Annotated in this window: 24 protein-coding genes; 17 read left to right on the top strand and 7 right to left on the bottom strand. The window is 35.4% G+C overall.

The window, feature by feature from the left end:
* Positions 1–17 precede the first annotated feature (17 nt).
* Positions 18–143, top strand: coding sequence for a hypothetical protein (locus DPQ89_RS18760; protein ID WP_255411328.1), 126 nt, complete (start codon positions 18–20; stop codon positions 141–143).
* Between the two features lie 17 nt (positions 144–160).
* Here DPQ89_RS18760 and fusA read toward each other — a convergent pair whose 3' ends face one another.
* The gene (fusA, locus tag DPQ89_RS13230) at positions 161–2323 is read right to left on the bottom strand and encodes an elongation factor G (RefSeq protein WP_127717500.1); all 2163 of its coding nucleotides are present in this window, start codon (positions 2321–2323) and stop codon (positions 161–163) included.
* 355 nt (positions 2324–2678) lie between these two features.
* Between fusA and DPQ89_RS13225 the strand changes: the two genes are divergently transcribed.
* The 9 genes from DPQ89_RS13225 (at position 2679) to DPQ89_RS13185 (ending at position 13355) form a co-directional block, all read left to right on the top strand.
* Positions 2679–3167: a hypothetical protein gene (locus DPQ89_RS13225; protein ID WP_127717499.1), complete on the top strand. Its 489-nt coding sequence runs from the start codon at positions 2679–2681 to the stop codon at positions 3165–3167.
* A complete protein-coding gene (locus DPQ89_RS13220) occupies positions 3163–3861 on the top strand; it encodes a DUF445 domain-containing protein (RefSeq protein ID WP_127717523.1) in 699 nt (232 codons plus the stop codon). The genes DPQ89_RS13225 and DPQ89_RS13220 overlap by 5 nt, the downstream gene beginning before the upstream one ends.
* A gap of 119 nt (positions 3862–3980) precedes the next feature.
* Positions 3981–4919 (top strand): hypothetical protein, encoded by a 939-nt coding sequence (locus DPQ89_RS13215; protein ID WP_127717498.1) that lies wholly within the window; start codon positions 3981–3983, stop codon positions 4917–4919.
* Positions 4920–4940: 21 nt separating this feature from the next.
* Positions 4941–5792, top strand: a complete 852-nt coding sequence (locus tag DPQ89_RS13210; protein ID WP_164848399.1) for a radical SAM protein — start codon at positions 4941–4943, stop codon at positions 5790–5792.
* The gene (locus tag DPQ89_RS13205; protein WP_127717496.1) at positions 5789–6403 is read left to right on the top strand and encodes a hypothetical protein; all 615 of its coding nucleotides are present in this window, start codon (positions 5789–5791) and stop codon (positions 6401–6403) included. Before DPQ89_RS13210 ends, DPQ89_RS13205 begins: the two co-directional genes overlap by 4 nt.
* Positions 6397–7770, top strand: a complete 1374-nt coding sequence (locus DPQ89_RS13200) for a hypothetical protein (RefSeq protein WP_127717495.1) — start codon at positions 6397–6399, stop codon at positions 7768–7770. Before DPQ89_RS13205 ends, DPQ89_RS13200 begins: the two co-directional genes overlap by 7 nt.
* The gene (locus DPQ89_RS13195; RefSeq protein WP_127717494.1) at positions 7767–9392 is read left to right on the top strand and encodes a sensor histidine kinase KdpD; all 1626 of its coding nucleotides are present in this window, start codon (positions 7767–7769) and stop codon (positions 9390–9392) included. Before DPQ89_RS13200 ends, DPQ89_RS13195 begins: the two co-directional genes overlap by 4 nt.
* A gap of 160 nt (positions 9393–9552) precedes the next feature.
* The gene (locus tag DPQ89_RS13190) at positions 9553–12588 is read left to right on the top strand and encodes an IPT/TIG domain-containing protein (protein WP_127717493.1); all 3036 of its coding nucleotides are present in this window, start codon (positions 9553–9555) and stop codon (positions 12586–12588) included.
* A 92-nt stretch (positions 12589–12680) separates the two neighbouring features.
* Positions 12681–13355 (top strand): hypothetical protein, encoded by a 675-nt coding sequence (locus DPQ89_RS13185; protein ID WP_127717492.1) that lies wholly within the window; start codon positions 12681–12683, stop codon positions 13353–13355.
* Positions 13356–13387: 32 nt separating this feature from the next.
* Here the strand turns inward: DPQ89_RS13185 and DPQ89_RS13180 are convergent, their stop codons facing one another.
* Both DPQ89_RS13180 and DPQ89_RS13175 read right to left on the bottom strand, forming a co-directional pair.
* On the bottom strand, positions 13388–14689 hold the full coding sequence (locus tag DPQ89_RS13180) for a S8 family peptidase (protein WP_127717491.1): 1302 nt from the start codon (positions 14687–14689) through the stop codon (positions 13388–13390).
* A gap of 142 nt (positions 14690–14831) precedes the next feature.
* On the bottom strand, positions 14832–15989 hold the full coding sequence (locus DPQ89_RS13175) for a hypothetical protein (RefSeq protein WP_127717490.1): 1158 nt from the start codon (positions 15987–15989) through the stop codon (positions 14832–14834).
* A gap of 66 nt (positions 15990–16055) precedes the next feature.
* Between DPQ89_RS13175 and DPQ89_RS13170 the strand changes: the two genes are divergently transcribed.
* On the top strand, positions 16056–16754 hold the full coding sequence (locus tag DPQ89_RS13170; protein WP_127717489.1) for a MarC family protein: 699 nt from the start codon (positions 16056–16058) through the stop codon (positions 16752–16754).
* Here the strand turns inward: DPQ89_RS13170 and DPQ89_RS13165 are convergent.
* Positions 16751–17113 carry a hypothetical protein gene (locus DPQ89_RS13165; RefSeq protein WP_127717488.1) on the bottom strand — a complete coding sequence of 121 codons (363 nt, stop codon included), beginning with the start codon at positions 17111–17113 and terminating at the stop codon, positions 16751–16753. The two genes, DPQ89_RS13170 and DPQ89_RS13165, sit on opposite strands and share 4 nt — an antisense overlap.
* A gap of 216 nt (positions 17114–17329) precedes the next feature.
* Between DPQ89_RS13165 and DPQ89_RS13160 the strand changes: the two genes are divergently transcribed.
* The gene (locus DPQ89_RS13160; protein ID WP_127717487.1) at positions 17330–18652 is read left to right on the top strand and encodes a D-alanyl-D-alanine carboxypeptidase; all 1323 of its coding nucleotides are present in this window, start codon (positions 17330–17332) and stop codon (positions 18650–18652) included.
* 9 nt (positions 18653–18661) lie between these two features.
* Entirely contained in the window at positions 18662–19573 is a 912-nt protein-coding gene (locus DPQ89_RS13155) for an ankyrin repeat domain-containing protein (RefSeq protein ID WP_127717486.1), read from the top strand.
* A 383-nt stretch (positions 19574–19956) separates the two neighbouring features.
* Here DPQ89_RS13155 and DPQ89_RS13150 read toward each other — a convergent pair whose 3' ends face one another.
* Entirely contained in the window at positions 19957–20373 is a 417-nt protein-coding gene (locus tag DPQ89_RS13150; protein ID WP_127717485.1) for a hypothetical protein, read from the bottom strand.
* Between the two features lie 284 nt (positions 20374–20657).
* Here DPQ89_RS13150 and DPQ89_RS13145 point away from each other — a divergent pair, with 284 nt between their 5' ends.
* The 3 genes from DPQ89_RS13145 (at position 20658) to DPQ89_RS18540 (ending at position 22278) form a co-directional block, all read left to right on the top strand.
* Positions 20658–21527, top strand: a complete 870-nt coding sequence (locus tag DPQ89_RS13145; RefSeq protein ID WP_164848398.1) for an alpha/beta hydrolase — start codon at positions 20658–20660, stop codon at positions 21525–21527.
* Positions 21528–21806: 279 nt separating this feature from the next.
* Positions 21807–22028 (top strand): hypothetical protein, encoded by a 222-nt coding sequence (locus DPQ89_RS13140; protein WP_127717483.1) that lies wholly within the window; start codon positions 21807–21809, stop codon positions 22026–22028.
* A gap of 94 nt (positions 22029–22122) precedes the next feature.
* Positions 22123–22278, top strand: coding sequence for a hypothetical protein (locus tag DPQ89_RS18540; RefSeq protein WP_164848397.1), 156 nt, complete (start codon positions 22123–22125; stop codon positions 22276–22278).
* Here DPQ89_RS18540 and DPQ89_RS13135 read toward each other — a convergent pair.
* Positions 22275–22748, bottom strand: a complete 474-nt coding sequence (locus DPQ89_RS13135) for a hypothetical protein (protein ID WP_127717482.1) — start codon at positions 22746–22748, stop codon at positions 22275–22277. The genes DPQ89_RS18540 and DPQ89_RS13135 overlap by 4 nt on opposite strands.
* 199 nt (positions 22749–22947) lie before the next feature.
* Here DPQ89_RS13135 and DPQ89_RS13130 point away from each other — a divergent pair, with 199 nt between their 5' ends.
* Positions 22948–24006 carry a hypothetical protein gene (locus DPQ89_RS13130; RefSeq protein WP_127717481.1) on the top strand — a complete coding sequence of 353 codons (1059 nt, stop codon included), beginning with the start codon at positions 22948–22950 and terminating at the stop codon, positions 24004–24006.
* Positions 24007–24008: 2 nt separating this feature from the next.
* Here the strand turns inward: DPQ89_RS13130 and DPQ89_RS13125 are convergent, their stop codons facing one another.
* On the bottom strand, positions 24009–24734 hold the full coding sequence (locus DPQ89_RS13125) for a hypothetical protein (protein ID WP_127717480.1): 726 nt from the start codon (positions 24732–24734) through the stop codon (positions 24009–24011).
* Positions 24735–24908 lie beyond the last annotated feature (174 nt).

The following is a 24908-nucleotide window of genomic DNA, read 5'->3' as shown; positions in this document are numbered from 1 at the left end:
TCATCTAAACTAAATCTATGAAGAAAATTACCGACCAATTCACTTATATGCCGGATGATTATGAGCAAGCTAGAAGTAGCTACAGAGCAAGAAATAATATCACAATAAAAAAGGCCGCAATTTCTTGCGGCCTTTCGATATAAAATAATTTAATTATTTTCTAATCGTCACTAGCTAGTTTTTCAGCTCTTGCTTTCATAACATCTGTTTGGATGTTAGAAGGACAGTCGTGATACTTAGCGAATTCCATTGTATATGTTGCTTTACCAGCAGACATAGATCTAAGAACATTTGAATAACCAAACATTTCAGAAAGTGGAACTTCAGCGTTAATGATAACTTCTCCACCTGGATCAGTTTCAGAACCTTGGATCATCCCTCTTCTAGAAGAAAGGTCACCAATAACACCACCTTGATACTCATCAGGAGTTGTTACTTCAACTTTCATGATTGGCTCCATTAGTACTGGCTGAGCAGCATTAATCGCTCTTCTCATCGCTTGTCTTGCAGCAATTCTGAAGGCCATATCAGATGAATCTACATCATGGTACTTACCGTCTTGTAGGAAGATTTCACAGTTAATAACTGGGAAAGCTGCAAGAGGACCTTGATCCATAACGTCTTGGAAACCTTTTTCACAAGCACCAATGAATTCGTTAGGAATAGATCCACCTTTAATTTCATTGTTAAACTTGAAAACCTGATCTTCTTTATCTTTTCTATCAGCAGTAAGTGGCTTAAGAACACCAACAACTTGACCGAACTGACCAGAACCACCAGTTTGCTTCTTGTGAGTATATTCGAATGGAGTTTCTGTTCTAATTGTTTCTCTATAGTTAACCTGTGGAGCACCAACAACAACTTCTGCACCGAATTCACGCTTAAGTCTTTCTACGTAAATTTCAAGGTGTAGCTCACCCATACCAGCAATTCTTGTTTCACCTGATTCTTCATCTGTGAATACGTGGAAAGTTGGATCTTCTTTAAGGAATTTTGCAAGACCTTTAGACATCTTCGCTTGCTCGTTCTTATCCTTACAAGAAATTGAAAGTTCAATAACTGGGATTGGAACGTGGATACCTTCAAGAGAAAGACCAATTGATCTATCATCACCAACAAAAGTATCACCTGATGCACAGTCAATACCAACGATTGCGATGATATCCCCTGCGTGTGCCGAATCGATATTCTCTCTGTCGTTAGAGTTCATTCTAACCATTCTACCAACTCTAACTTTCTTACCAGTTCTTGAGTTGTAAACAGTTTCACCCTTATTAAGAGTTCCTCTATAGATTCTTGTATATGTTAACTGACCAAATTGCTCATCAGTAATCTTAAATGCCATTGCAAGTAGTTCTTCCGCTGGATCTGGAGAAATTGCAACAACTTCATCTTTTTCAGTCTTAGCAGTAGGAGGAACACAAGTAAGTGGAGAAGGAAGGTATCTAGTCACCGCTTCAAGAAGAACTTGAACACCTTTATTCTTAAATGCAGATCCCATATAAACAGGAGTTAATTGAAGAGATTGAACTCCAATTCTAATACACTTGTGAAGATCTTCTTCAGATGGCTCATTACCTTCTAGGTAGTTTTCCATTACAGCGTCATCATATTCAGCAACTGCATCAATCATTTCACCTCTTAGTTCTTCTACTTGATCAACTAGATCAGCAGGAACTTCTTCAGCTCTAACTTTTTCACCGTTATCACCGTCAAAGTAATAAGCAGTTTTAGTAATTAAATCAACAACACCTACGAAGTTTTCTTCAGCTCCGATAGGATATTGCATAAGAACTGCATTGTGGTTTAGCTTGTCTCTTAGAGCATTTCTACCATTGAATGCATTCGCTCCCATTCTGTCCATCTTGTTTAAGAAAGCTAGTCTTGGAACGTTATATCTCTTCATTTGTCTATCAACTGTAATTGACTGAGACTGAACACCAGAAACAGAACAAAGAACCAGGATAGCACCATCAAGAACTCTTAGTGATCTTTCAACTTCAACTGTAAAGTCAACGTGACCCGGAGTATCGATAATATTAATTTTAGTATCTTTATCAATACCGTCAGCAAATGTAGTACCTTTTCCAGAAATACCTTTCCAGAAAACAGTCGTTGCTGCAGAAGTAATTGTAATACCTTTTTCTTTTTCAAGTTCCATGTGGTCCATTGTCGCACCAGCACCACCACCACGAACATCTTCGATTTTGTGGATCATGTCACAGTAAAAAAGAATTCTTTCAGTAAGAGTAGTCTTACCAGAGTCAATGTGTGCCGAAATACCGATATTTCTCGTTTTCGACATTAGCTTGTTTGTAATCATTGTCTTTGCTCCATATGAGTTATATTTGGACGTTATATTAATATAAAATGATTGTTTTCAAAGTCGCATCTTAGAGAAATTACGTGAATGAGTCAATCGGCAAGTTAAGTCTTTGACTATTTTTCTAAAGAATTTTACGAAGCACATTGACATTATGGACCATAATCCTTAATTAATCTTAATACGTAACACAATTTCTATTTCAAAGGCCAAAGATCACATGCGAAGTGACCTAAGTAAACAAGATTTATACGATTCTGTTAAAACCCTAGTAGAATGCGAGATACCGCACCTACACTTTGATCAACACAAACTTTTTACGCTATTCAGCATTGCTTTTCAGTATATGCTCTTCATGTCAAATAAAAAGCCTGGAGCTTATATTTTAAGAATTGAAGATAGCGCTCTGGCCGACAAATTGGCCAAGAAATCTAAAGACCCATCGACTAGAAAGTTCATGCAATCTTTGCTGATCCCTAGAAAATTGAAGTTTGGAAAATCAATGTTCTTTCTAGACTTCTTCCATATTGGGTCATGGAATCTTACTAAGGATATCAAAAGAGAAAAAATTCAAGGCGCTATTATAGTTAAGAATACTTCTTCTAGGCCAATGGACCCAATGGAAATGGACGACGAAGAAGAAAATCCGATGGCGAATCTACCAGAGAATTACTTCCTGGATACACTGACTGACTTTGTTCCAAAAACTATTACGATTGCCTATGAACATCAGTTTGACGGTATTGAAACTTTACAATTTCCATTTATCGTTAAAGATAGAGAGAGATCAATTTCTGGTGTGACTATCGGCAAAGATATCGACTGGGAAAAGCTTGATGATTAATAAGAGCTTACTCACAAATATCATCTCTATTTCTCTAATTGTAATTGGTTATATTACTCCATACTTTTCCGAACAAATTAAAGTCATGGGTCTGTACTCATTTTCAGGTGCTATAACAAACTGGCTGGCGATTCATATGCTCTTTGAAAAAGTTCCAGGACTCTATGGTTCGGGAATTATCACAGAGAGATTCCAAGAATTTAAAACAGGAATCAGAGCTCTCATAATGAATCAATTCTTTACTAGAGAGAATTTTGAAAAATTTATGAGCGAATCAACAACGAATCTTTTAAAAATTGAAGAAGATACTCTCGTTGAGACAATTGACTTTGATAAAGTTTTTGAAAAACTAAAGGCCGCGATTATGGAATCTCCTTTTGGATCTATGATCGGAATGTTTGGCGGTCCTAGTGCTCTTGATGGCCTAAAGCCTCAATTCGAACTAAAGTTTAAAGAGATCATTGCGGATATGATTAACGACGAAAACTTCATCAAGAATCTTACTAAGAACTCAGAAGGTTCAAGTGATCTCTTCTCAAATGTCGAAGGCCTAGTTGACGGAAGACTAAACGAGCTTACTCCAAAAATGGTTAAAGAAATCATTCAAGATATGATCAAATCACACCTAGGTTGGCTAGTTGTTTGGGGTGGAGTCTTTGGTGCCTTAATTGGTCTTCTCACTACCCTCCTGTAGACACAGTAAAAACAACACCTTACGAGTGTTATATTTTTAACACTCGAGAACTTCTTACAAGCTTCATTGAGTCCAATTCAAATAAATGCTATTCATAAAGGAATACATAGGAAGGATTTATGAATATTAAGCAAATCAGTAAATTAGTTATCTTATCTAGTGCTCTTGGAAGCAGTCTCATTTGTCAGGCCAATGGTGTCTTAGATGTTATCAGAGATGCTCAAGGTCCAATTGTCATTGATGATCTAAGAGAGATACTTAAACTAGAAGTTGCTAAAGCAGAGCTTAAGTCTACGCTTGAGTCCAAAGGTCTTTACGATAAAGTAAATGCTTCTCTCTATGTAAACTCACTTGAAGATAAAGATGTTTTAAGATTAAAGAATTTCTTTGGTAGAGATACTTCATTTCCTTACCTTGGTAGAGTCTTGTCAGATGACGGTATTTTAAAATCCCACGAAGTTATCGCTTGGGCGAAACTGCAAGAAGAAGTTGAAGCTGCAACTGGTACAATTACATGGGGAACAAGTGTTCGTAAACTAGATGAAAACGGTGAAGTTGTTACTGAGATAGTAAGAAACTTTCCAACAGACTTAGAAGGCAACCGTAGCAGTTCATCTAAAGTCATGAGAAGTATTATTCTTAGAAACTTGGCCGACGATAAGTTCGGAGCTCTATCATTTGAGCAATTAATAAATAGGCTTAATAAAATAAACTCACAAACGGATTGGATCGAAGTATATGAAGGACGTGATGAGTCTACACTTGAAGATTTACTGGAGTTAGCTCCACCTTCAATAACTCTATCCCCTTATGCAATTGCATGGGCAAGAAGTGTTGATAGCTCAAGAACAGCTATTGCTTGGGCCATTGATGCAAATATAGAAAACTCGTCTAGAGCTATCGCTTGGGCAGTAGAGAGTGAATATACAAACGTTCCTACTAATTCATCGACCTACTTGGACGATGTTGAAAGAGATCTCGAAAGAGAGCTTGAACGCATTAGAGATATTATAGATGGTCCACTCATCAATGTAATTAACGACTCAGATAGAAACTAGAAAAGAGATCACTAGATGAAGATGAATGAATTAAATATTATTCTAGGACACAAGTGTAACTACACATGCACACACTGCGTCAACTCGTCTGGTCCTGATCAAGTATCATCGAAGCTATCTGATGATGAAATCTCCAATATTACGACCCAGATAAAAGAACATGCTCCAAAGCTTGTTCTATTCACTGGAGGAGAGCCAACTCTCTATCTAAAAGATATGAACCAATTTATTAGAGAACATCCAAACAAGCTCGAAGCAAAGTTTGGAATAACAACAAACGGATGGTTTGGTAGTAGTATTGAACAAACTAGAATTCTTCTTGATAAGGTGGATAGACTAGACTTTGTGCAAGTATCATTTGATGCTTTTCACGGAACAAAGACTGAGTACTCTTATATTAAGAATATAAGAGATTACTGTGAGTCAAAAGGCATGAGCTTTAATATCTCTATGGCAATCGCTGAACCAAAGGACCTTCTAATGGCCCAAGAGCTTATTAAAGACCTTGGCGTTAAGGTAATTTTTCAAAAAGTTTCTAAAGTCGGTAGAGCGCAAGAAAATAATATTACTTACAAGTATTTTAAGTTTGAAGAATCTGTCTTAGATGAAAAGTGCCCAAATGTAGATTCTTTTACCTATATACCAGCAAAAGGATACTCTAACTGCTGCGGAAACCTTGTCTATAATGATGTCACACAAGATATTTGCAACACAGAGTTCGATGATTATATATCAAGTGATATTTTTAAGACATTAAGAAATAAAACTTTTAAAGAAATGTTAGCAGACAAAGAGATAGATACTGCGCAAATCCCTGTGGACTGTTCTAGTGCCTGTAACCTATGTGAATTTATTTTCAAGAGGTCATCATGAGGTATTTTAATTATCGTACACTTGAGCAAGCAAAGATTGACACAGCTCTACTAGACTATAGAAATCACTCTGCGGACAATAGATCGACTATTTACTTAGATAGTTTGGATGAAAACAGAGAAAAGTTTAGCACTACCTTTGGAGAAAACTTTAAGTTTGGTCTAGAAAGAAAGTTTAGGCCAGCACCTGAAAATAGAGCTATTGAAAATGAACTTGAAAGAAGAAACTCAAGCACCGAAGATTTAAAGAAGTCATTAGATGATGGCTTTACTAGAATGAGCTACGATATTTCTAATAAAGAGCGCTACACTGAGGAGTGTATGCAGATTTTAAAAAATGGCGAGTCAACTTCATTCTATCTTGGAAGCGAATTGATAGGTCTTATTTTAACAACACCGTTTGCCATTGAAAATGAAAGTAAAACACTTATTGCATGGATGTGGATAAATTCAAAGTCAAATTTAGAACACAGAAAAAAGGCAAAGAATGCAATCTATTCTAAGATAGAAGAAATAAATACTGCCAGTGTCGCGGCCGTACACAATAGAAATATTGCCTCAATGAGCTTTCTAGAAAATATTGGTTTTAAAAGGTTCTGTATAATATGTTAATAAGAATTTGCTTCATCATTTTACTCTTAAGCTCTTGCTCAAAGAAATCCTCTGACACAACATGGGATGTGGTTTCTAATGGTGGAGTGACTAAAATTACACCAGCAATGGCCCTAAGTAATATTGGTGCCTATGTTTTAAAGCAAACACATAGAACTATTTTTTCTTATGATAAGAATGGCAATTTAGATTCAAAGATTTTGAAGACCTGGAGTACAAGTAGAGACTATAAGCAAATAAAGTTCTGTATTGATGAGAGTATCTCATTTAACGAGACACGCCATTTTGACACAAAATCTCTGAAAGAAACTGTAAATGGTGCAATAAAAGATGACCAAGAATATACAATTACAGAAAAAGACAATTGCTTAAACTACACTTTTAAAACTTCGGCCAAGTACCTACTCTATAAATTAACACTACTGTTTCACGCTCCATCAATTAAGAGTGATATTGAAAATGTTGAAATAGGATTAGGAGACTTTAAAGTACTTGTCCACAGTCCTCAACAAGTCCACCTCGTTAGAAAGAATGAAAAGAAGAATGCATATAACACGATTAAATTCTATGACATTAGTAGCTTTGATAAGACAAAACTAAATGATTCTATAGAAGATTATAACAGGATCTCACCAAGTCAAATTCCTCAAGGTATCAAAGAAAACTATAATATGTTTAATGTATCGATTCTAAAGTCTGCCATTGTTATTTTTAATATTGAGGATGATAAAAGCCGCTCAAAGATTTTCAATTGTATTTCGACTTCTAAACTTAGAAATATTCTTTTTGAAAACCAAGAAAACAAAGTCTCACTGAAGTATATTACACCAATTGGTATCCCTGGATCAGAACAAGGAAGTCCAAAGCAAAATTGTGACAGCTCCAAGCTGGACAAAACTTTTATTTTTGCAAATTGGAAACATGATAAAAAAGAACAACTTCAACAGTACTTTGACGAATTAAGTAAACAAATTGGAATAAAGGTACAAGTAAAGAACTTTTCATTTCAAGAGCTTAACGAAATGGTCTGGAAAACAAAGACTGGTTATGACCTAGTTGTACCATTTCTAGACTCCACTCAAAATGCCGTAGCAGAAACCTTTAGTGCTTTTGCAAACCAGGAGCAAAAATTCTTTAATTTTGATACTAGCTACCTGATGGATAATTATAATGAACTTATGAATATTGGAAACAAAAGTGATATCGCAAAGCTTGTAAAGAAGTTGAATGTGCAAGTAGAGGAAAATCATCTTGCTATCCCACTTAAGCAAGTAACACGACCGTTCTTTTTTCCAAAGAGACTTAAACGTTTTTCAATTGGATCAGATCTTCTTGAACATCCTGATGTTGGGAGTATCGAACTTTGAAATCTATTCTAGAATCAATACATTTAACGCTTAGAAATGTCGCGCTAACTTTGTTTACGATGATGATTCTTGTTCATGGTATCTCGATAGTTAAAGAAGTGAAGTTTATAAACGAAAGTGCTTATAAGACTGCCGGTAGTTTAAGTAATTTCTTAGAAGAGACAATTGAGATAAATGATATCATTGGTCTAAATATACTACTAAACTCAATTAAGAATAATAATATTGCGACCCTAATTTTTAGCCCGGCCGCTGAATATAATATTTTTCCTGCCAAAATTCAGATTGGAGAGAATATTTACGAGAGTAATTTTCTCTATGACAGATCATTTAACATAAATAATAATGGTCACAATATTGGTAACTTCAGTATTCACTTGAATTTATTGTCTATTTCAAAGAATTTATTTCTCACTAATTTACCTTTATATATAGCGCTAGCGATATTTCTCTTTTTAACCTTCGTTATCGCTAATTACAAGATCTCATCTACATTAATTAAAATTAATCGTGATGCTTTTATAATGAGTAGAGAGGGACTATCAATTAATGAAATTAAGGAACACTATTCCAAGCTTGAAGATAAAGTAAAAAATAATACTCTTTCAAAGATTTATATCTCAGTAATGAAAAATATCTTAGACGGTGTTAAGAAATCAAATGAAGCGGATAAACTTAAGGCGCTTGCCAAAGAGAAACTCAATATTGCGAGGCAAGTTTCACACGATATTAGAGGACCTATATCTGCTATAAAGATGTCACTTACTAATGAACAACCTAACTCCATCTTAAGCTCTTCTCTAATGAGAATTGAAAATATTGCCAATGATCTACTTGACCAAAGTAGACCAAAGAGTGAAATCGTTTTAATCGAACCAATCGCAGCTATAAAGCAAATAATTGCTGAAAAAATGGCAGCACAGAAAATCAATATTACATTAGAAGATAATGGAGTAAATGGTCAGATTTCAGTTTCTCCAATCATGTTTAAACGTGTTCTTTCTAACTTGCTTAATAATGCTATTGAGGCCACACAGCAGCTAACAGCAAAGATATCTGTTTCTTTGACTCTTAATGATGGCATTTTAAATATTACAATTTCTGATAATGGGACTGGTATTGATAAAGAGATTCTTGAAAAGATAAATGAAGGGATATCTATCTCAGCTGGTAAGCAGGCCGGTAATGGAATAGGACTGGCATCAGCTTATGAGAGTATCGTGAACTGGAATGGTTCTTTAAAAGTAGAATCAACTCTAAATAAAGGAACTCGTGTCATTATTGAATTACCATTTATTAACAATTCTCATTCGAAAAATATCATTCACCTCGATGACGACGAGCTTATAAGAATGTCGTGGTCAATCACGGCCCAAAAGCTGTCCCAAAACTTCTTATCTTTTGAAAAAGTTCAAGATATTGATTTAGAAAAATTAAATAAAGATGACTTCTTCTATATTGATCATGAATTAAATGACGAAAGTATCAATGGAGAAGACTTCTGCCAGAGACTACTACAAGAAGGATTTAGTAATATCTTTCTCTCTACTGGTCATAGTAGAGATCACTTTCCTAATCTCGATCAGAGAATAGTCTTAACAGATAAAACTTGTCCCTTTTAGATATATTACTATTGGCCATCTAAATGCCTTAAAGCTTGAAATCTTCTATATTTTATAGAGATTGATAGTAATTCATTGGCAGCTTTCTTTTAATAGATTTCATATTTTCAAATACTTAGAGAGAAATTCCTTTGAATTCTATTTAAGGTATATCCTTATAATGACCGATAAAAGAAAAGAACTAATTGGGGAAATCAGCTTGAAAAACTTTGGTATTATTCTTTTTATTCTTACATTACTTAACTCTTGTTCAGCTAAGAAAAAAGGTGTTACCACTTCTTTAAAGTTATTCTCTTCTGCAATCTCCTCTACTGTCCCAATTGGTGGTGGTTTGTATATAGTAGGAAAGAGTTCTACTGGAGAGCACTTCGCAGTAGGAGTTCAAAACCCCTCTCAAGAAGTTGAAGTCGATCTTAAACCAGGAGAATGGAGCTTTGGTGCCATTGCATGGGATGGATCAGGCTCGGCCCCTCTTACGGGAACAAATCGATGTGGTAAAACAACTGCAAGTATTGCAGGCTCTGAAGTAGTTGTTAATCTATCTTTAAATGAGAATAATTGTTTAGACCCTAGCTTTGCTGACTCTACCCATATGAATGGTAATCAATTTAATACTCTACGTTTAGTAGGTTGTAGAAATTTAGTTGAAGTTGACACTAATTCTGATAATACAGAAACTTGTAGTGATCTTCCAACAGAACAAGGTATAGGACTAAGTTATCGTATTGTCTTTAAAGGGCTAAATTCCAACGGAGATATTGATCTTCCTAATCTTTATTCGGCATGTATCGTTAATGGAAATATCTCCTCTTCTGACTTTATTACCAATATAAAACTTCCTCTTCAGTCCCTAGGAAATAACTTTCCATTTGCAATCGTCGCTTATGAAGATCTTAACTGTAATCCTGAAAGAGAGGAATCTATTTATTTATTTGGGATGACTAACCCACCGCCAGGTAAGATTGTCTCAGATAGTATCGCCCTCGTTGGACCTTCAGCAAATCAGACATCTCTTTTTATAGCAGATAATCATATTGGTATTGGTACAAATCCACTAGGACATCCTGAAGTTGCTGGAGGAATTATTCCAAAACTTCCAAATATCTCGGCGGCAGGAGTTTTCCCAGACCCTACAGAGAATACCAATACAGGCACTCCCTATGAGAATGTTACCAACGCTTACTGGAATGTTGCAGGAACAAGTAATCTCGTTGCACCGTGGGAAGTTGGTACAAAGGGTGCTCTTAAAGCAAATGATGGATCAAATGATATCTATGAAATAAAAACTACCACTAATACAGATGGTTATAATAACTTCAATATTATTAATACACGTTCAGGGGCTGGTCCTTGTTCAGTGACCAGTACTTACAACCCTACGACTCAGGATCTAACTCTGACTTACTGTGATCAAGTCCCTGGTCCAATAGGAACAAATTCGGCCCATTTAGTCACTGAGATAAACTCTAGATTATCAGCTGAATCGCTAGCCAGTTATCTCGTTGCCACAGACCTTTTTTCGGCAACAGTATTTTCTCATACCGGCCTAGCTGCAACAAGCGCAAATAAGCAAATCAGTAATGGGAAAAATCCAAGTCCTATAAAGAGAAGAGAGACAGGACAAATTGGAGAAATTGCTGAGGCACTAGCTGGTCATATTGGGGCGCTCATAAGTCTTGCGGGCTACCCTACTTGTTCATCAATTCCTAACAATGGACAATTTACATTCATCCATAAAGATATTGAGCAAGTTACAATTGAATTCGCCCAGCCTCAGGTTCCTATGAGTATCTATATGAACAATAACGGATCTCCTGCAAATTATACTTTTGAAAAGAGAGTTCTTCTAAGATTTCAAGGTGTTCCTGAAGCGATCTATGAGTTCAATTGTCCAGGCTCTTCGAATGAGTTCTCTGGATACTATCGCTCATCAAATATTGATGGTGGTGAAGATTATAGAACAGAGCTCTTCTATGAAACATTCGATCCGAATGCGACAACAATTGATTTCACGCAATACTATGTTCATACAGATGACAGCAGTAAGCAATATAAGAATAGATCTTGGACACTATTTAAAAATTCCAATTCTACAAGTTATTACGAACTATGGCATGCTAGATATGTACATAATGTAACTGACGGAACTCATAGTGCCGATCGCTACTTTGGAAAGGTTTATAGTGGAGCATGGACTGAAGTTTCTTCTCAAAACTTCAGTGGATTAGGAGTAATTCAAGCTTCTTCTTCAGACTGGACAGCAAATCCAACTGCCACGCAAAATAAGTACACACTTGCAGGAGCATTTTCATCTTCTGCATCTACACCAACTGCACCTTCGCATGAACCTTCCATGCTTTCAACAATGACTGACTTAAGTTTTCAAAAAATGATTTATGCACTTCCAGAAGAGATGGCGCCGATGGCACCTCAAGATCATAGATTGATTCCAGGACTATCGCCACACTTAAGCTATATGCTTCACAAAAAGGCGATTATTACACTGGATAAGTGGTCTAGCCTTAACGGATCAGGTTGTGCTTCCACTGTGGCAGAGCTAGAGAATTTCTTATTTTCCAGTGGAAAAAACGCAATTATGCCTCACACATATTCAACCAATTCCTATACGGCCATTGATAACGAATTCTTTATGGATGATGGTGATTCACTCTTCTATTATTCGGATCCAGGGACTTACTCACTTATGAGTTCTCCGGGGAGCTGTAGCTCAGTTCTATTTAAGCCAAGGTTATTTGAAATAAATATAGATTCTTCAACTTTGGATAGGGCCGATGGCTTTGCTCTAAACATTAATCAATACTTTGATGGAATAGTCTTTGATATGACTACAGATATTAATGCAAATTCTAATGGGGACACTCCTGTCACCATGAAGTGGATTACTACTAATGATACAACTTACCCTTTTAGATGGTATGGAGATCAAGTCTTTGCTGCTCCTACTATTTCATCAGTGACTTCCTTGAATACTTCGGCCGCTCCAATAACTATTCATGGAACAAATTTTCATGAAAATATGGTTATTGCTGACGATAAGTCTTTGATAAATACTTGTACAACAATAAGTGAGACACAAATCATCTGCACTACAAATGTTACGACTTCTGGACCAGTTAACTTTACAATGACAAACGGTGCGGGACAAGTAGCGAATCACCCTGACACTATTCCATAATAGTAGGCACTCATTCTTTAAGGTTCTAAAGCTAAATAGCGATAAAGACGTAAAAAAATCCATTTACAAAAGAGTTGAAATATAATCAATTCATGAAGAAAAAAAGGGATAAGAAGAACTATATAATCGCACTCCTAAGTATATACTGCTGTGTACTTACCTTCTTTCTATTTAATCAAAATAAAGAATTAAAACAAACAAATGCTGAGAATAAATCTCTAGCTAAAGATAATAGTGCTCTAAGCTCAAAGAACGCCGCTCTAAGTTCAGGAAATACTCTTAAGGGAATAAAGATTAGCTCTCTACAAGGTCAGCTTGATGCTCTTACTAAAGAGATTAGAGATGCGAATTCGTCTCAAAATATTGAAAAGAGAGTTCAAAATAATATTAAATCTATTAAAAGTGAACAGGCATCACAAAAACAAATCAGTGAGCTTAAAAAGAGTATGGCAGCAGCAAGTGCACAATCCGCAAAAACGATTAAGGAGCTCTCAAAAGAGTTAAAAGAAACAAGAGAAGTACTAAGCTCCACTCAAATGAAACTCTCCGCTAAGGCCCTTTCTTCGACACCAAGTTATAAAAGTTCTACAAGGAAAACCTATAAGAAGTACATTCCTAAGATGAAGAGCTACAATCCTTATAAGACAGTTTACTCATATAAGAGAACGAGAACACCTGCTAGCTATAGATCAATTGAAAGACCTAAGAAAGTCACTCAAAAGAAAAAAGAGGCGGATAAATTATTAGGTGATTTATACGAAGAATAAAGCGGGAGAGACTCTCCCGCAACTTTTAAAAACTATTCTGTTACTGCTCTACCAAGATCAACAAGACCACCAGTCGATGTCTTAGAAGCATAACTTCTGGACTTGAATACTGATCTCATTAAAAGCTCTTTAAGCTCGTAGACATTTAAATTCGGATTTCTTGATAAGAGCTCCGCTGCAACTCCCGCAGTATTTGGCGAGGCCATTGAAGTTCCAGACATATTAGAATACCTATTCCCTGGTGTTGTAGAATAAATACCAGAACCAGGAGCTGCAACGTCAACATTCTTTTTTCCATAATTAGAAAACATAGATAACCTCTTCCACTTAGATGTTGAAGCTACCACTAATAAACTTTCACTTTCAAAGCTCGCTGGATAAGTTAGCTTCGTATCAATATTTTGAGTGCTATTTCCAGCAGCAGCGACAACAAGCACTCCATATTCACTTCCAATATGATCGATTGTATCTTTTACTAACATACCACCTTCATTGTGAGACTTACCAAAAGAGCAATTAATAATACGTGCTCCATTTTTTGCAGCGTAGAGAAAAGCTTCAGCTACATCTACATCAGTTTCATCACTTGAATTAGGAACCGTTCTTATTCCCATAATTTTTACATTCGAAGCAACACCAGCAATACCAACTCCATTATTTTGTTTGGCTGCAATTGTTCCAGAAACATGAGTTCCGTGGCTATGCCCATCACTAATGTCCATTGTTGCATTTCCATCAGCATCTCTTACTAGAGTGTTAATTCCATGAATATCGTCAATATATCCATTTTGATCATCATCAATACCATTACCTGGAATCTCTCCAGGGTTAGTCCACATAACATCCTTTAGGTCTTCATGATTATAGTCTACGCCTGTGTCGACAACCGCTACGATAACTTCACTTGAATGAGATGGGTCATAATTCTCATATGCATTAAGAACTCCCATTCCCCCCTCTTGAGGAGATTTAAAGGCCCACAGCTTTCTTAGGGCAGGATCGTTAAATGAAGTGCTCATTTTATTAAATCCTGGAGCAACTTTCTCAGTATCTACAGCAGCAGGTAGAGCTTCTCTATTTGCATAATAGTCTCTATTAACAGAAGCAATACTTGTATCAGTCTTTAGCTCTCGTTCTAATTGAGAGAGATTTTGAGTTCTAACAATATATGTATTTTTAAAAAAGTGCTTGGCTGACTCAATCAGCTCTGAATGTGGAAGCGAGGCCCCTTCATTTACTTTTACAATTAATCTATTTTGGTGAAAGCGTAGGTCCTGGGCGACAGAAGAGAAACCAACTAATAAAGTCATAGTGACTAAGCATTTTTTTAACACAACAATTCCTTTTGTTCTTTAATATAATGTATTTAGTCTATTAGTGATTTAGTGATATGCCACCATACAATTTCTGACATTTAGTATTAGATAATAAAAAACGAGCAAAATGGAGGATTCCCACCATTTTACTCATTTTTACTTACTTAGAAATACAGCTTATTAAGCTCGAAAGATTCTTCTTCGTCGAATTCATCAATGGACCAAAATGGTTATAGGCATAACCAGAGTAAATCCAAGGAGTCACACAACGATCAGCTTTCGCTACTCCACTATTTGCAGGGTGGTAAGCTGTAGATTTTGTACTATTTGTTTGAATGGAAAATGTTTGTACGACTTTATTAACTCCACAGAAGGCATTAACAGTCTGAAGAGTTGATCCGAAGTACTCTATTAGTGAAGACCTAGAAGACTTCTTTGAAAATGAACACTGTGGGTAGAACTCATTCCAACTTCCAATACAAGCGCCAATATTACCTCCTCCATTGGGAGTAAATTGAAACATTCCAATATTTAATTTTGAGGCCTCATCTTGGTAAGGATCTTCATAGAACTTAACACCTGCTGGTTTTCTATAATTTGCCGGCGCATACTTTGCTGCTACCCTATTAGAGCTAGAAGAATCCGCTGAAGATAAACTCTCTGTATAAGCTAAACAAGAAAAGAACTTCGTCCACTTTTTCGTTAAAAGCATTCGCGCCTCATCTTCTCCATCATTCATTCTTTGGCGTAGACCATTTACTTCATTTTCAAAATCATTAAGTTTTGCAATGACAGACGAAGAAGGAACTCTATCAGATTTTTTAAGTGTTTTCGTAAGTGAAGACCTTGTTGAGATACAAAGTGGACTTTGAGCAAGCCCTGTCGCTATAAAGTCATCATTATTTCTCGGTACTGCGTAATAAGGAGCTAAATTACCAAGATCAACTTTTGAATCAAGTAACTGCATCTCTACAAAGAAAGCAATTCGTTGAGAGAATTTATCTTGATCATCTAGAGCTGCCTCACAATAATCCATTTGATTTTCCATGCTATCAATTCGTAATGTATCAAGGGCCTTATATGAACCATACTGAGAATCGACTTGTGGACCAATAATATTTGCAACCTCAATGAAGTCTATTGGAACAGGCCCAGGGTTCGGATCAGGTGTTGGATCAGTCGTAGTCGGTGGTGGATCAGTTGGCGTTTGCACTGGTGGATCTGGATCAGGCTTAGGCTCTCTAGGCCTAAAAATTCCCATTGAATATGATTCTAGCGAAATAACCAAAAGACTGAGTAAAACGATCCCTTTTTTCATACCTTTTCCTTCTTAAAAAAACTCTCTTGAGGTTCTCTTCGGATAGGTCTATAAGCTTTTGAGAAATTGAATTTAATAATTAGAAAAGAGAAAATAGTTCTCTATAAAATGGCCGAACTCATGATCAATCAAGCCTTTGAAGACATAATGAAGTTTTCAATCACACTTCTTTCAATCTTGAATCCACTTGGAATCATTCCGATTTTTATCAATATTACGAGAAATAGTAGTGAGGGCCAAATAATTAAGATTGCAAATTCATGTTCATTGGCCGTAATGGCGACTATTCTAGTCAGTCTAATAGCTGGACATAAAATCTTACTCTTCTTCGGAATTAGTATTGCGTCTTTTACAATTGGTGGAGGAGTGCTGATATTCTCCATGGCATTTAGTATGATAAATGCTCAGTCTTCTGAAGCAAAAATAAATGAGGCCGAAATATCTCACATTCAAGACCTACGAGAATTAGGAATTGTACCACTGGCCATTCCGCTAATCTCAGGTCCTGGAGCAATTTCAACTTCTATTATTCACGCTAGAGATTTTACAACGACCTATCATTGGGTCGGAGCAATTGTTAGCATCTTAGTACTAGGGCTAATAGTAAAGCTCACTCTCTCATTTTCTAAACGGATTGGAGAGAAGTTGGGGAAGATCGGACTTAATGTCATGACTAGAGTCATGGGTATTATACTTTTGGCCATTTCAATTGAAATGGTTATTAGTGGCATCCGAGAAGTTCTTCCCCTACTTAGAAACGCTTAGTTCCTTGCCCTATCATAGAGTCCACTTTCGAGTTTTTCTCTAATTATTTGATTTCTATGTGAGAAGAAAACCTCATGATAGATTCTCATAAGAAACTCATTAAAGAGCATATTAGCATCACATAGATCTAGCGATGAAGACTCTTGAACCATCGCTTGAATTTTTCTAAGTATCGGACTGCCCATTCCCATGAATTTAAAAAACTCCATTGGCGAGAGGTCTTTATCAATTCTTAGATCCCACAGATCGTTAGTACAAACATCAGCAGCACTTTCGATATAGAGTCTTATTTCCTTTAACTCCTTTTCTTTAAGTTCTAAGTGCTCCTTTGAATTGAATTGGATTCTAGAATTTGTCATATAGACTCCCTTGATCAGCTAGACCCCTATGTCTAACTCACTTACAGAATAGACTTCTAGGCGCCAGAAATTGTCAGCTAGAGGCAAATTTCTTGTTATTTTTACGAGGAATTTCAGTAAGTTAAGAAGCTATAGGTATTTATTATAACGCACCTTGTTATTTTCTACTTTTTGGGGGATAACACTGCTCGGAAAGAAACTAATTGAGGAATACCTATGAATAGACTACTGGCACTTGCCCCACTGACTTGCCTACTATTATCCGCAAACTCTCAGGCCAAAACTGATTGGGAGAAGATTTTAGATAACTACAATATGTCTCCACAATATCACTCCTTTTGTCATACAAATGAGACAGGTGAGGTCGAAGGTTCAAACCCACATATGAAAGTAAGGCTTGCTTCAATTTCGAAACTCATCACTACTTACTGGGCCATGGAAAAGCTCACTCCTGAGTATCAATATGAAAGTCAGTTCTTTCTAAAAGATAAACATCTGCACATTGTTGGAGATAAAGACCCTATTTATAGTAAAAGAAAGCTCTTCTTTCTACTTTCTCAACTTAACAATCTTGGGATTACAGAATTAGATAAGATTACATTCGATAAGAATCTCAGAGTCTATACCAATGCCGAAGGTTATATCGGAGACACGCTGGTTGTTACAAAATCCAGGACAGCTGCTAATTTAAAAGACTACTTTCACACTCCTGACTGGAATAAATTAAAGCTCGCCTACGCTAACTTTATAAAAGAAACTCCTCAAGAGATAATCAAAGCTTTGGAAATTAGAGAGAGCTTAGAAGATTTAAACTTATCTGTTAAAGAGGTTTCATTTTCCGAAAAGAACCCATTTGAAAATGATCCTGCAGCAAAGCAAAGTATTCATCTCTCACCAAAGATTGTGAAGTACTTAAAAGCAATGAATATCAAATCTAATAACTATATTGCAGACGAAGTTTTCGATAAGCTAGGTGGTGAAAAGGAATTTGATAAATTTATTGGAGAAAAAGTTGAAAATTGGTATCCCAATATTGATATAGATAGAACCAACTTTGATAAGGGATCAAAGAGTATTAAAATCTTTTCTGGGTCCGGCCTACCGAGCTATAAGAATGGACAAAGAAATGACAACTATGCCACTTGTTCGATTGTCGTAAAGATAATTGAAGACTTAAATCAAGTCATGACTGAGTATCAAAAATCATTTCAGCAAGTTGTTGCTGTTGCAGGAAGTGATATTGATTCTTCGGGAGCAACAAAATCAACGATAAGAAAGAGATTTCTTTCTCCAAAATTAAAGAACGTCATTATGGCGAAAACAGGTACGCTTTTTCACACCTCTGCACTTGCTGGTAAACTCAGCACGAAGAGTGGTGATAAGTATTTTGGAGTCTTTCATCAAATGAGAGGCTGGAAAGGTCATGCCAAAGCGGCGCAAGATGAGATAGTCCAAAAGATTATCGATAATTCAGGAGGAGGAGAAAAAGTAGATTATAATAAAGAATTTTTCTTCCCTGCTTACGAGGTAATGCGCTAAACTAGGTAAATGCACCTAAGATTTTTCAAAGTATTCTTTATCGTCTCTACTCTATGGCTAGTCGTATTGACGGTGAAGAATTACTTTTTTCAACCCCCTACTCATCAAACTCATGAACACCATCATCAAAATGAAACTTCAAAATCAGATCATCAACACGATCATGACATTGAAGTAGAGAAATCTATTGATGAGATTATTGAAGAACAGGCCCATAAAGAGAGTTACGACAACCTCCCCTTTGTTCACAAAGCAGACCTCGTTCTTCGCTCTGGTAGTCTAAGTGATTTTAAAGAATTAATTCAAGAAAATGGCATTGACTCAACAAATGTGAATACTCCCTCCGATGAAGATGGAAGAACACTTCTAACGAGGGCCGCTTTTGAAGGCAAGATCGAGATGATCAAGTATATTATTGAAGAACTCAAAGCAGGAGTGAATATAGCGGACAAGGATCAAATAACTCCTATTATGGAAGCCGTTTCTACCGAAAATGAGGACATCGTAAACTATCTGATAGATCAGGGTGCTGACATTCATGCTACTAACAAACTTGGTGCAGATGCTCTTACTATGGCCCTAAGTGGTTCGAGTGAACATATTGTTTCTAGGCTTCTGTCAAAAGGAGCAAATCCCAATCATAAATGGAATAAGAAGAGTTTCTCTCATCTAATGCTGGCCTCTAGAAATGGTCACCAGATGAGCGTAAAGCTACTTTTAAAGGCCGGAGCCGCTGTAAACGACAAAGATGTCGATGGGAATACTGCTCTTCACTACGCTAGCGCTGAAGGCTTTGATCAAATTGTAAAAATTCTCTTATCCGCGCAAGCATCGCCAAATGCTAAAAATGCAAAAGGTCTTAGTCCAAAGGATATTGCGGCCAAGAATGGCTTTTCTAATATTGAAAAACTATTTCCTTAAAAGCTGTAGAAGAGGGCCTTGATCAGTTTAAAAAGTGCAATTGTAAGATGGGATATTTGTAGTTTCTGATAAGACCCATTCGGATCATTATAAAGAGGTTGGCTAAGGTGGGAATGATGCAATTACGTTTTGCTGATCAAGGCCGTGGTACCAACCAGTTACCTTCCTATAAGCAAGTGACGTGCCAAAACAATAATATATAAAATCAATCAGTTAAGTTGGGGTCATTCTGGTTTTGAAACAGATTGGTTCTAAAATGAACCGGTCAATTTGTGACCACTAAATACTACTCAATGAGAATACAAGTAGATATTAGTTATTTGGCAAACGTAGAAAATCTAGTGTTACATATTCCCTAAAGTAACACTAGGTTCTATTTTAAACTATTGGCAATTCTTAACCGCTAAATATTCTTCATAATAATCTCTAGAACCTTGAACCAGTTCTTTAAAAGACTTTACTCCTGAAATCGTTTGCGTAACATGATTGTGAATTTTTTTAGATAGCTTTTTTACGACATAATTATCTGTCTCACAATCAATCCCACTACTTTCAATTGTTATTGTGTAAGTACTTACAAATTGACCTGGATCTGTAATCCTGCAATCTGTAATTCTAATATTTGCATTTAATGAATCATCATTATTAACAATATCCATAACAGGCCCAAAGGACTGAGCATAACTATTACATATCTCTTTTTGTTTAAATCTGGATAACTTATCAAAACTATAGGATTCAACGAGCGAGTATGAGTGAACGCTAAATAGGGCAAGTGTAATTAATAAAATTTTTTTCATGTTAACCTCTTTTATTGTTATTTAACTTATCAATTAATATCTAGAATCTTAAAACTGAGTGGACTTTTACAAAGAAATAATTCAATGACAAAAGCACAAATATAAACTTCTATAGGATTATAATAGGCAAAATGAGTGCCAATAGATCAGCCCATAAGTTACTGATTATTTGAAATAAAGTGTAAAAGATACTCGTTAACGTCTAAACAATAGTCATTTTAAAGGCAGGGATATAATTTTTACTAATTTGATTTCTAAATACATATATGTGCTATGTTTTTCGAATGAAAAACATAATTAAAATCTTAGTATTCTTAGCAATGGCCATTCCAGCACAGGCGATTCAAAAAACTCAAATCTATGATGAAATCATAAGAACGGACCAAACACATGTTGGTGATGTCCTTTATCTACATGGACTTGGAGACAACCTAGAGAATCATCCACGCCTATTTAGTGAATGGACAAAGAGAGGCTATAACGTAATAAGTTTTGACTATCCAGACCACGGAAGAACATTTACATCGAAAGTGGATGACTTGAATTTTTATACACTTAAAAGATTATCTAATATTGCCGAAAAGGTACTTAATGAACATAGAAGTAACAGAGATAAGAAACTAGTGATTGCAGGATGGTCTACTGGTGGGATTCTAGCAATAAGAGCTATTCAAGACTACTTCTCTAAAAATCTAATTAAAGAGATTGACTCTTTAATTCTCTATGCTCCTGGCGTTGGAGTAAAAATTTGTCCAGGAAATAAATACTGTACTATAACAAATGAAACCTTAACAGATGATGAACAATTTTTTAATCGTACAATTTCACCTAAAGAGCCACTCCTAAAACCTGCTTTTGGGATGAACCTAATTCTCGAAGGAAGAAAGTCCTTCAAAAAAATACCAGCGCATATAGAAGCACTTGTGTTCTCAGCTTCTTTTGATGATAAATATGTGAAGACTCACAAAATTCACAAATGGGTTAATTATCAGAGAGACTCCGGTCATAAAAAAATAAAACTTACTCATTGTCCGAAGTCTAAACATGAACTAGACAACGGTCTTTCAAAGTCTGGTTCTTTAGAAGTTAGACAAGAGTCTGGAGACTTTCTCGACGGAAAACATACACTTAAACGAATTTGCCATTCATTATAATCTTCGAGACGGCAGAGCGAGACCCTGCTCTGCTTCTGAATTCGTAATATATTAGAGATTTACGAAATAAGGTACTACCCTTGAACCTAGATTTAACAGAAAAAAAAGAAATACTGAAAAGTTTATTAAATTCAAACACTTACGCTTTTTTTTTTAGAAAATGAGAATAAACAAGCTAGTCAATTTATGACCACTAGATCTTTATTCTAAATCAATATTTAATAGGCAATATCAAAAGATATTAATTGAACAAAACAACACAGTGTGTTATAAAAAAATATGCTTAAAGACTTTTTAAAAATACAATCACTCATAATTTTAATTCTTACGCTAAATGTAATCGCAACAAAGAATTTTAAAATTCCAACACAACAAGAAGTAAAAAAATCCGTACAGAAAACTCAGTTAAAAAAACAAAATAAGAAAAAAGAAAATCCGATGCAATTTACGTTTGTAAAAAAGAATCCTACTCTTTCGGCCCTTCTTGATTTAAATAAGTAAGTGTTTAATAAAGTTCTAACCTACCTAACAAAAACGTAACGTTACTTTTTCATTAAATAATTTAAACTCCATTACATATAACCTTGGAGTATTTATGATTGCAAAGCTAGTAAATTTATTCAAAATTCTTCTCACTAAAATAAATGATTCACAGGATAATGAAATAGAGAGTTTTTTATCTTTAGAGCAGAAAGCTCCAACGAATCTGGATGAGAAAATTGAAATGGAAAATCTATTACGAAATCGTTAGTTATTCAAAGATGATCCAATTTTAGCGATTGGGGAAAGAACTTGAATACATTCAATTTCACTCCACTTACTAGAGCAACGAAACTCAGTTGTATGATAAGTTTTACTCTTATTCATAAGTGGAGATTTTTTGAATTTCAGTTTCTCAAAATTTTCTGGTTGAATTTTGAACTTCTTTTTACCAACGGTTGAATATGGTATTGCTTTAACGTCGTAGCTAATTAGTCCCTCTTTAAACTCAGGGCCAATGAAAACTAGTTTACCTTTTTTACGAAGAAGTACATGATCATCTTTGGCCCCTTCAACATGCTTCTTCTTACCTAAAGTCCATTTTTGATTTTTAAGTGTGTAAACACCCCAAATCTTCTTAGACCGTTTATAGGTTGTTTTAATTCTTATATCTTCCAACTTCTTAGCTGAAAGAGAATGAGAAAAAAGAATGACTGAACTTATTAATGTAAATTTATTCACTTGCACCTCGCCCACACTCTATAGAGCAAGCTAGGTGCCACTCATTAAGCCTATTTTCAATAAGTTAGAAAAGCCTAGCTGACTATTAAATTGTCACTGCACACAAAGGCAGACAAAAGTAAGAACAATTATCTTCAAATACTCACTGAAGAATGTTCTAATTATTGTCTAACTTACTTATTACAAAATGGATTTTGCAATGAAGCAGTACTCTTTTTATATTCTTAGTTTTATTATCTGTTTTAACTCCTACGCATTAAGGGATATCTTCCAAATCAGTGACTTGAATGTACATACCTCCAAAGTAAATAAACTGGTCCAAGGTGAACTTAAAGCAACTAAATTGTATATAGAATATAATGGCAATGCATTTGAGGCCTCTAACAAAAATGAAGTCATTGATGCAAATGTAACAATCCATGAAAATATATTTAAGGCCAAGGCCTCAATTCTTAAGTACTCTACTAAGTTAGAAAACGATAACCCTCTTATTGCCCTAGATGACTTAAAAATTGAAAATGCTCAAATCAATTTCGGAAAAGAAGAAATGAGCTTCGATATTCCACATGTAAAAATTAAAATTGATCAAACCAGTGTAAGCGCAAATGAATTTAGAGGACATTGTGATCCACAAGGTGACTCTTCCACAGATATTGATATTGTTTGTATGAAAAATGGAGAAGTGAACTCAAAAGTCGTTCACTTTATTAATGAGTCACTAAATATGAAGGCCGCAAACTTTAGCACCACTATAAGCCCGGCCAGTATTGAACTAAATAGCGATAAGGCCGTATTTACATCTGACGGTCAATTGACCCAGGTGAATATCTTTAAAGCATATTGTAATAATGGAATTTCCAAAAGATTTAATCAACTTGAGCTATTAGAAGGCTGCTTTGAGAAATCTTTTATTTACCTCGATGGCTTTAGTGAGTTCAAAAATACAAAGCAGCGAGTAAACCCTCATAGTAAAGATGATAAGGCACTTATAGATTTAGAAGATATAAAGAATCTACGAGTAGAGATTGAAAATAGCAATGTCTCAATTAGAGCAAAAATAAAGATCATCTTTCACTTTAATTTAAAAGTAAGAGGACTAATTGAGTATATCGTCGCAGAAGATTTAATAAAGCTTGATATAAAGAAAGCAACTTTCGCAGGAATTCCTGCGAAAAGTCTGACTTTAATGTTACTTAAGCTATTCTTAGAAGAAGACTCAATACGTATCGAAGGCGATACAATTTTTATAGCAATGTAAAACTACTTAACAAGTCTTTCTAAATCGTGATGAAGATCAACAATGATCATCTTAGCAATTTCTTTTTCTTCATCTGAATAATTTCCTGAAATAATGTCAGAAGCAGATGAAGTAATTCCATCTTTCTTGGCTGCTCTTGCGGCCACTTTATTAAAAAAGAAGAAATGACTTGGACTTCTATTAAATGCTCTTGAAAAAGCAAGAACTGATAAATCTAAAGCGCGTGCGATTTGACCGATATTGCTATAGTCAGAGTAAGTATTATAATAATCAAGATCTCTACTCATTGGCGGTCTAAGCTCTTCCCAATATTGTTGCGCCTGTAGAAATACAAGTTGCTCAACTTCAACAACATTTAATCTTGAATATTTTTTCAGTTCATATTTTTCTATATAAACCATTTTTGCCATCGCCTGAACCATAATCCAAGAAAGGTACTCATTTGAAGATGCATGAAAGTCAGGATGGATAATTATTGAATTTGATCCAACCTTAAATGCTTTTCTATAAGGACAATTTGAGTTTTCAACATCTCCACTTGTACAACCATAGCGATAATCAAACTTCGGAAAGTAGTGCATTAATTCACTGTGTATGGCCTGTCCAACCTGAGTCTGAAGAACAAAGTTGTGCATTGTTATTGTTAATTTGTGGCGTGGGTTTACGTTACGGGCCTCAACGAGTGAAGTCGTGCAAAATAGGATTAATACTAAGAATAATTGTCTCATTTATCTCTCCTTAAGAGTGTGAATTTAGTGTGCAGGGCCTTTTTATAGAGAATCAAACGTAGAGTCAACAAATATTACGAAATGAACGTGATAATAGCTACTTAATTAAGGTTCACTTAAGAATTACTACTTGCGAAATAAGCATATTCAAATGGTTAATTTTACAATCATAGA

Origin of the sequence: Halobacteriovorax sp. HLS (assembly GCF_004006665.1) — a bacterium.
Lineage (GTDB): Bacteria > Bdellovibrionota > Bacteriovoracia > Bacteriovoracales > Bacteriovoracaceae > Halobacteriovorax.
The sequence above is the reverse complement of the archived record's forward strand: the minus strand, read 5'-3'. Positions and strand labels throughout refer to the sequence as shown.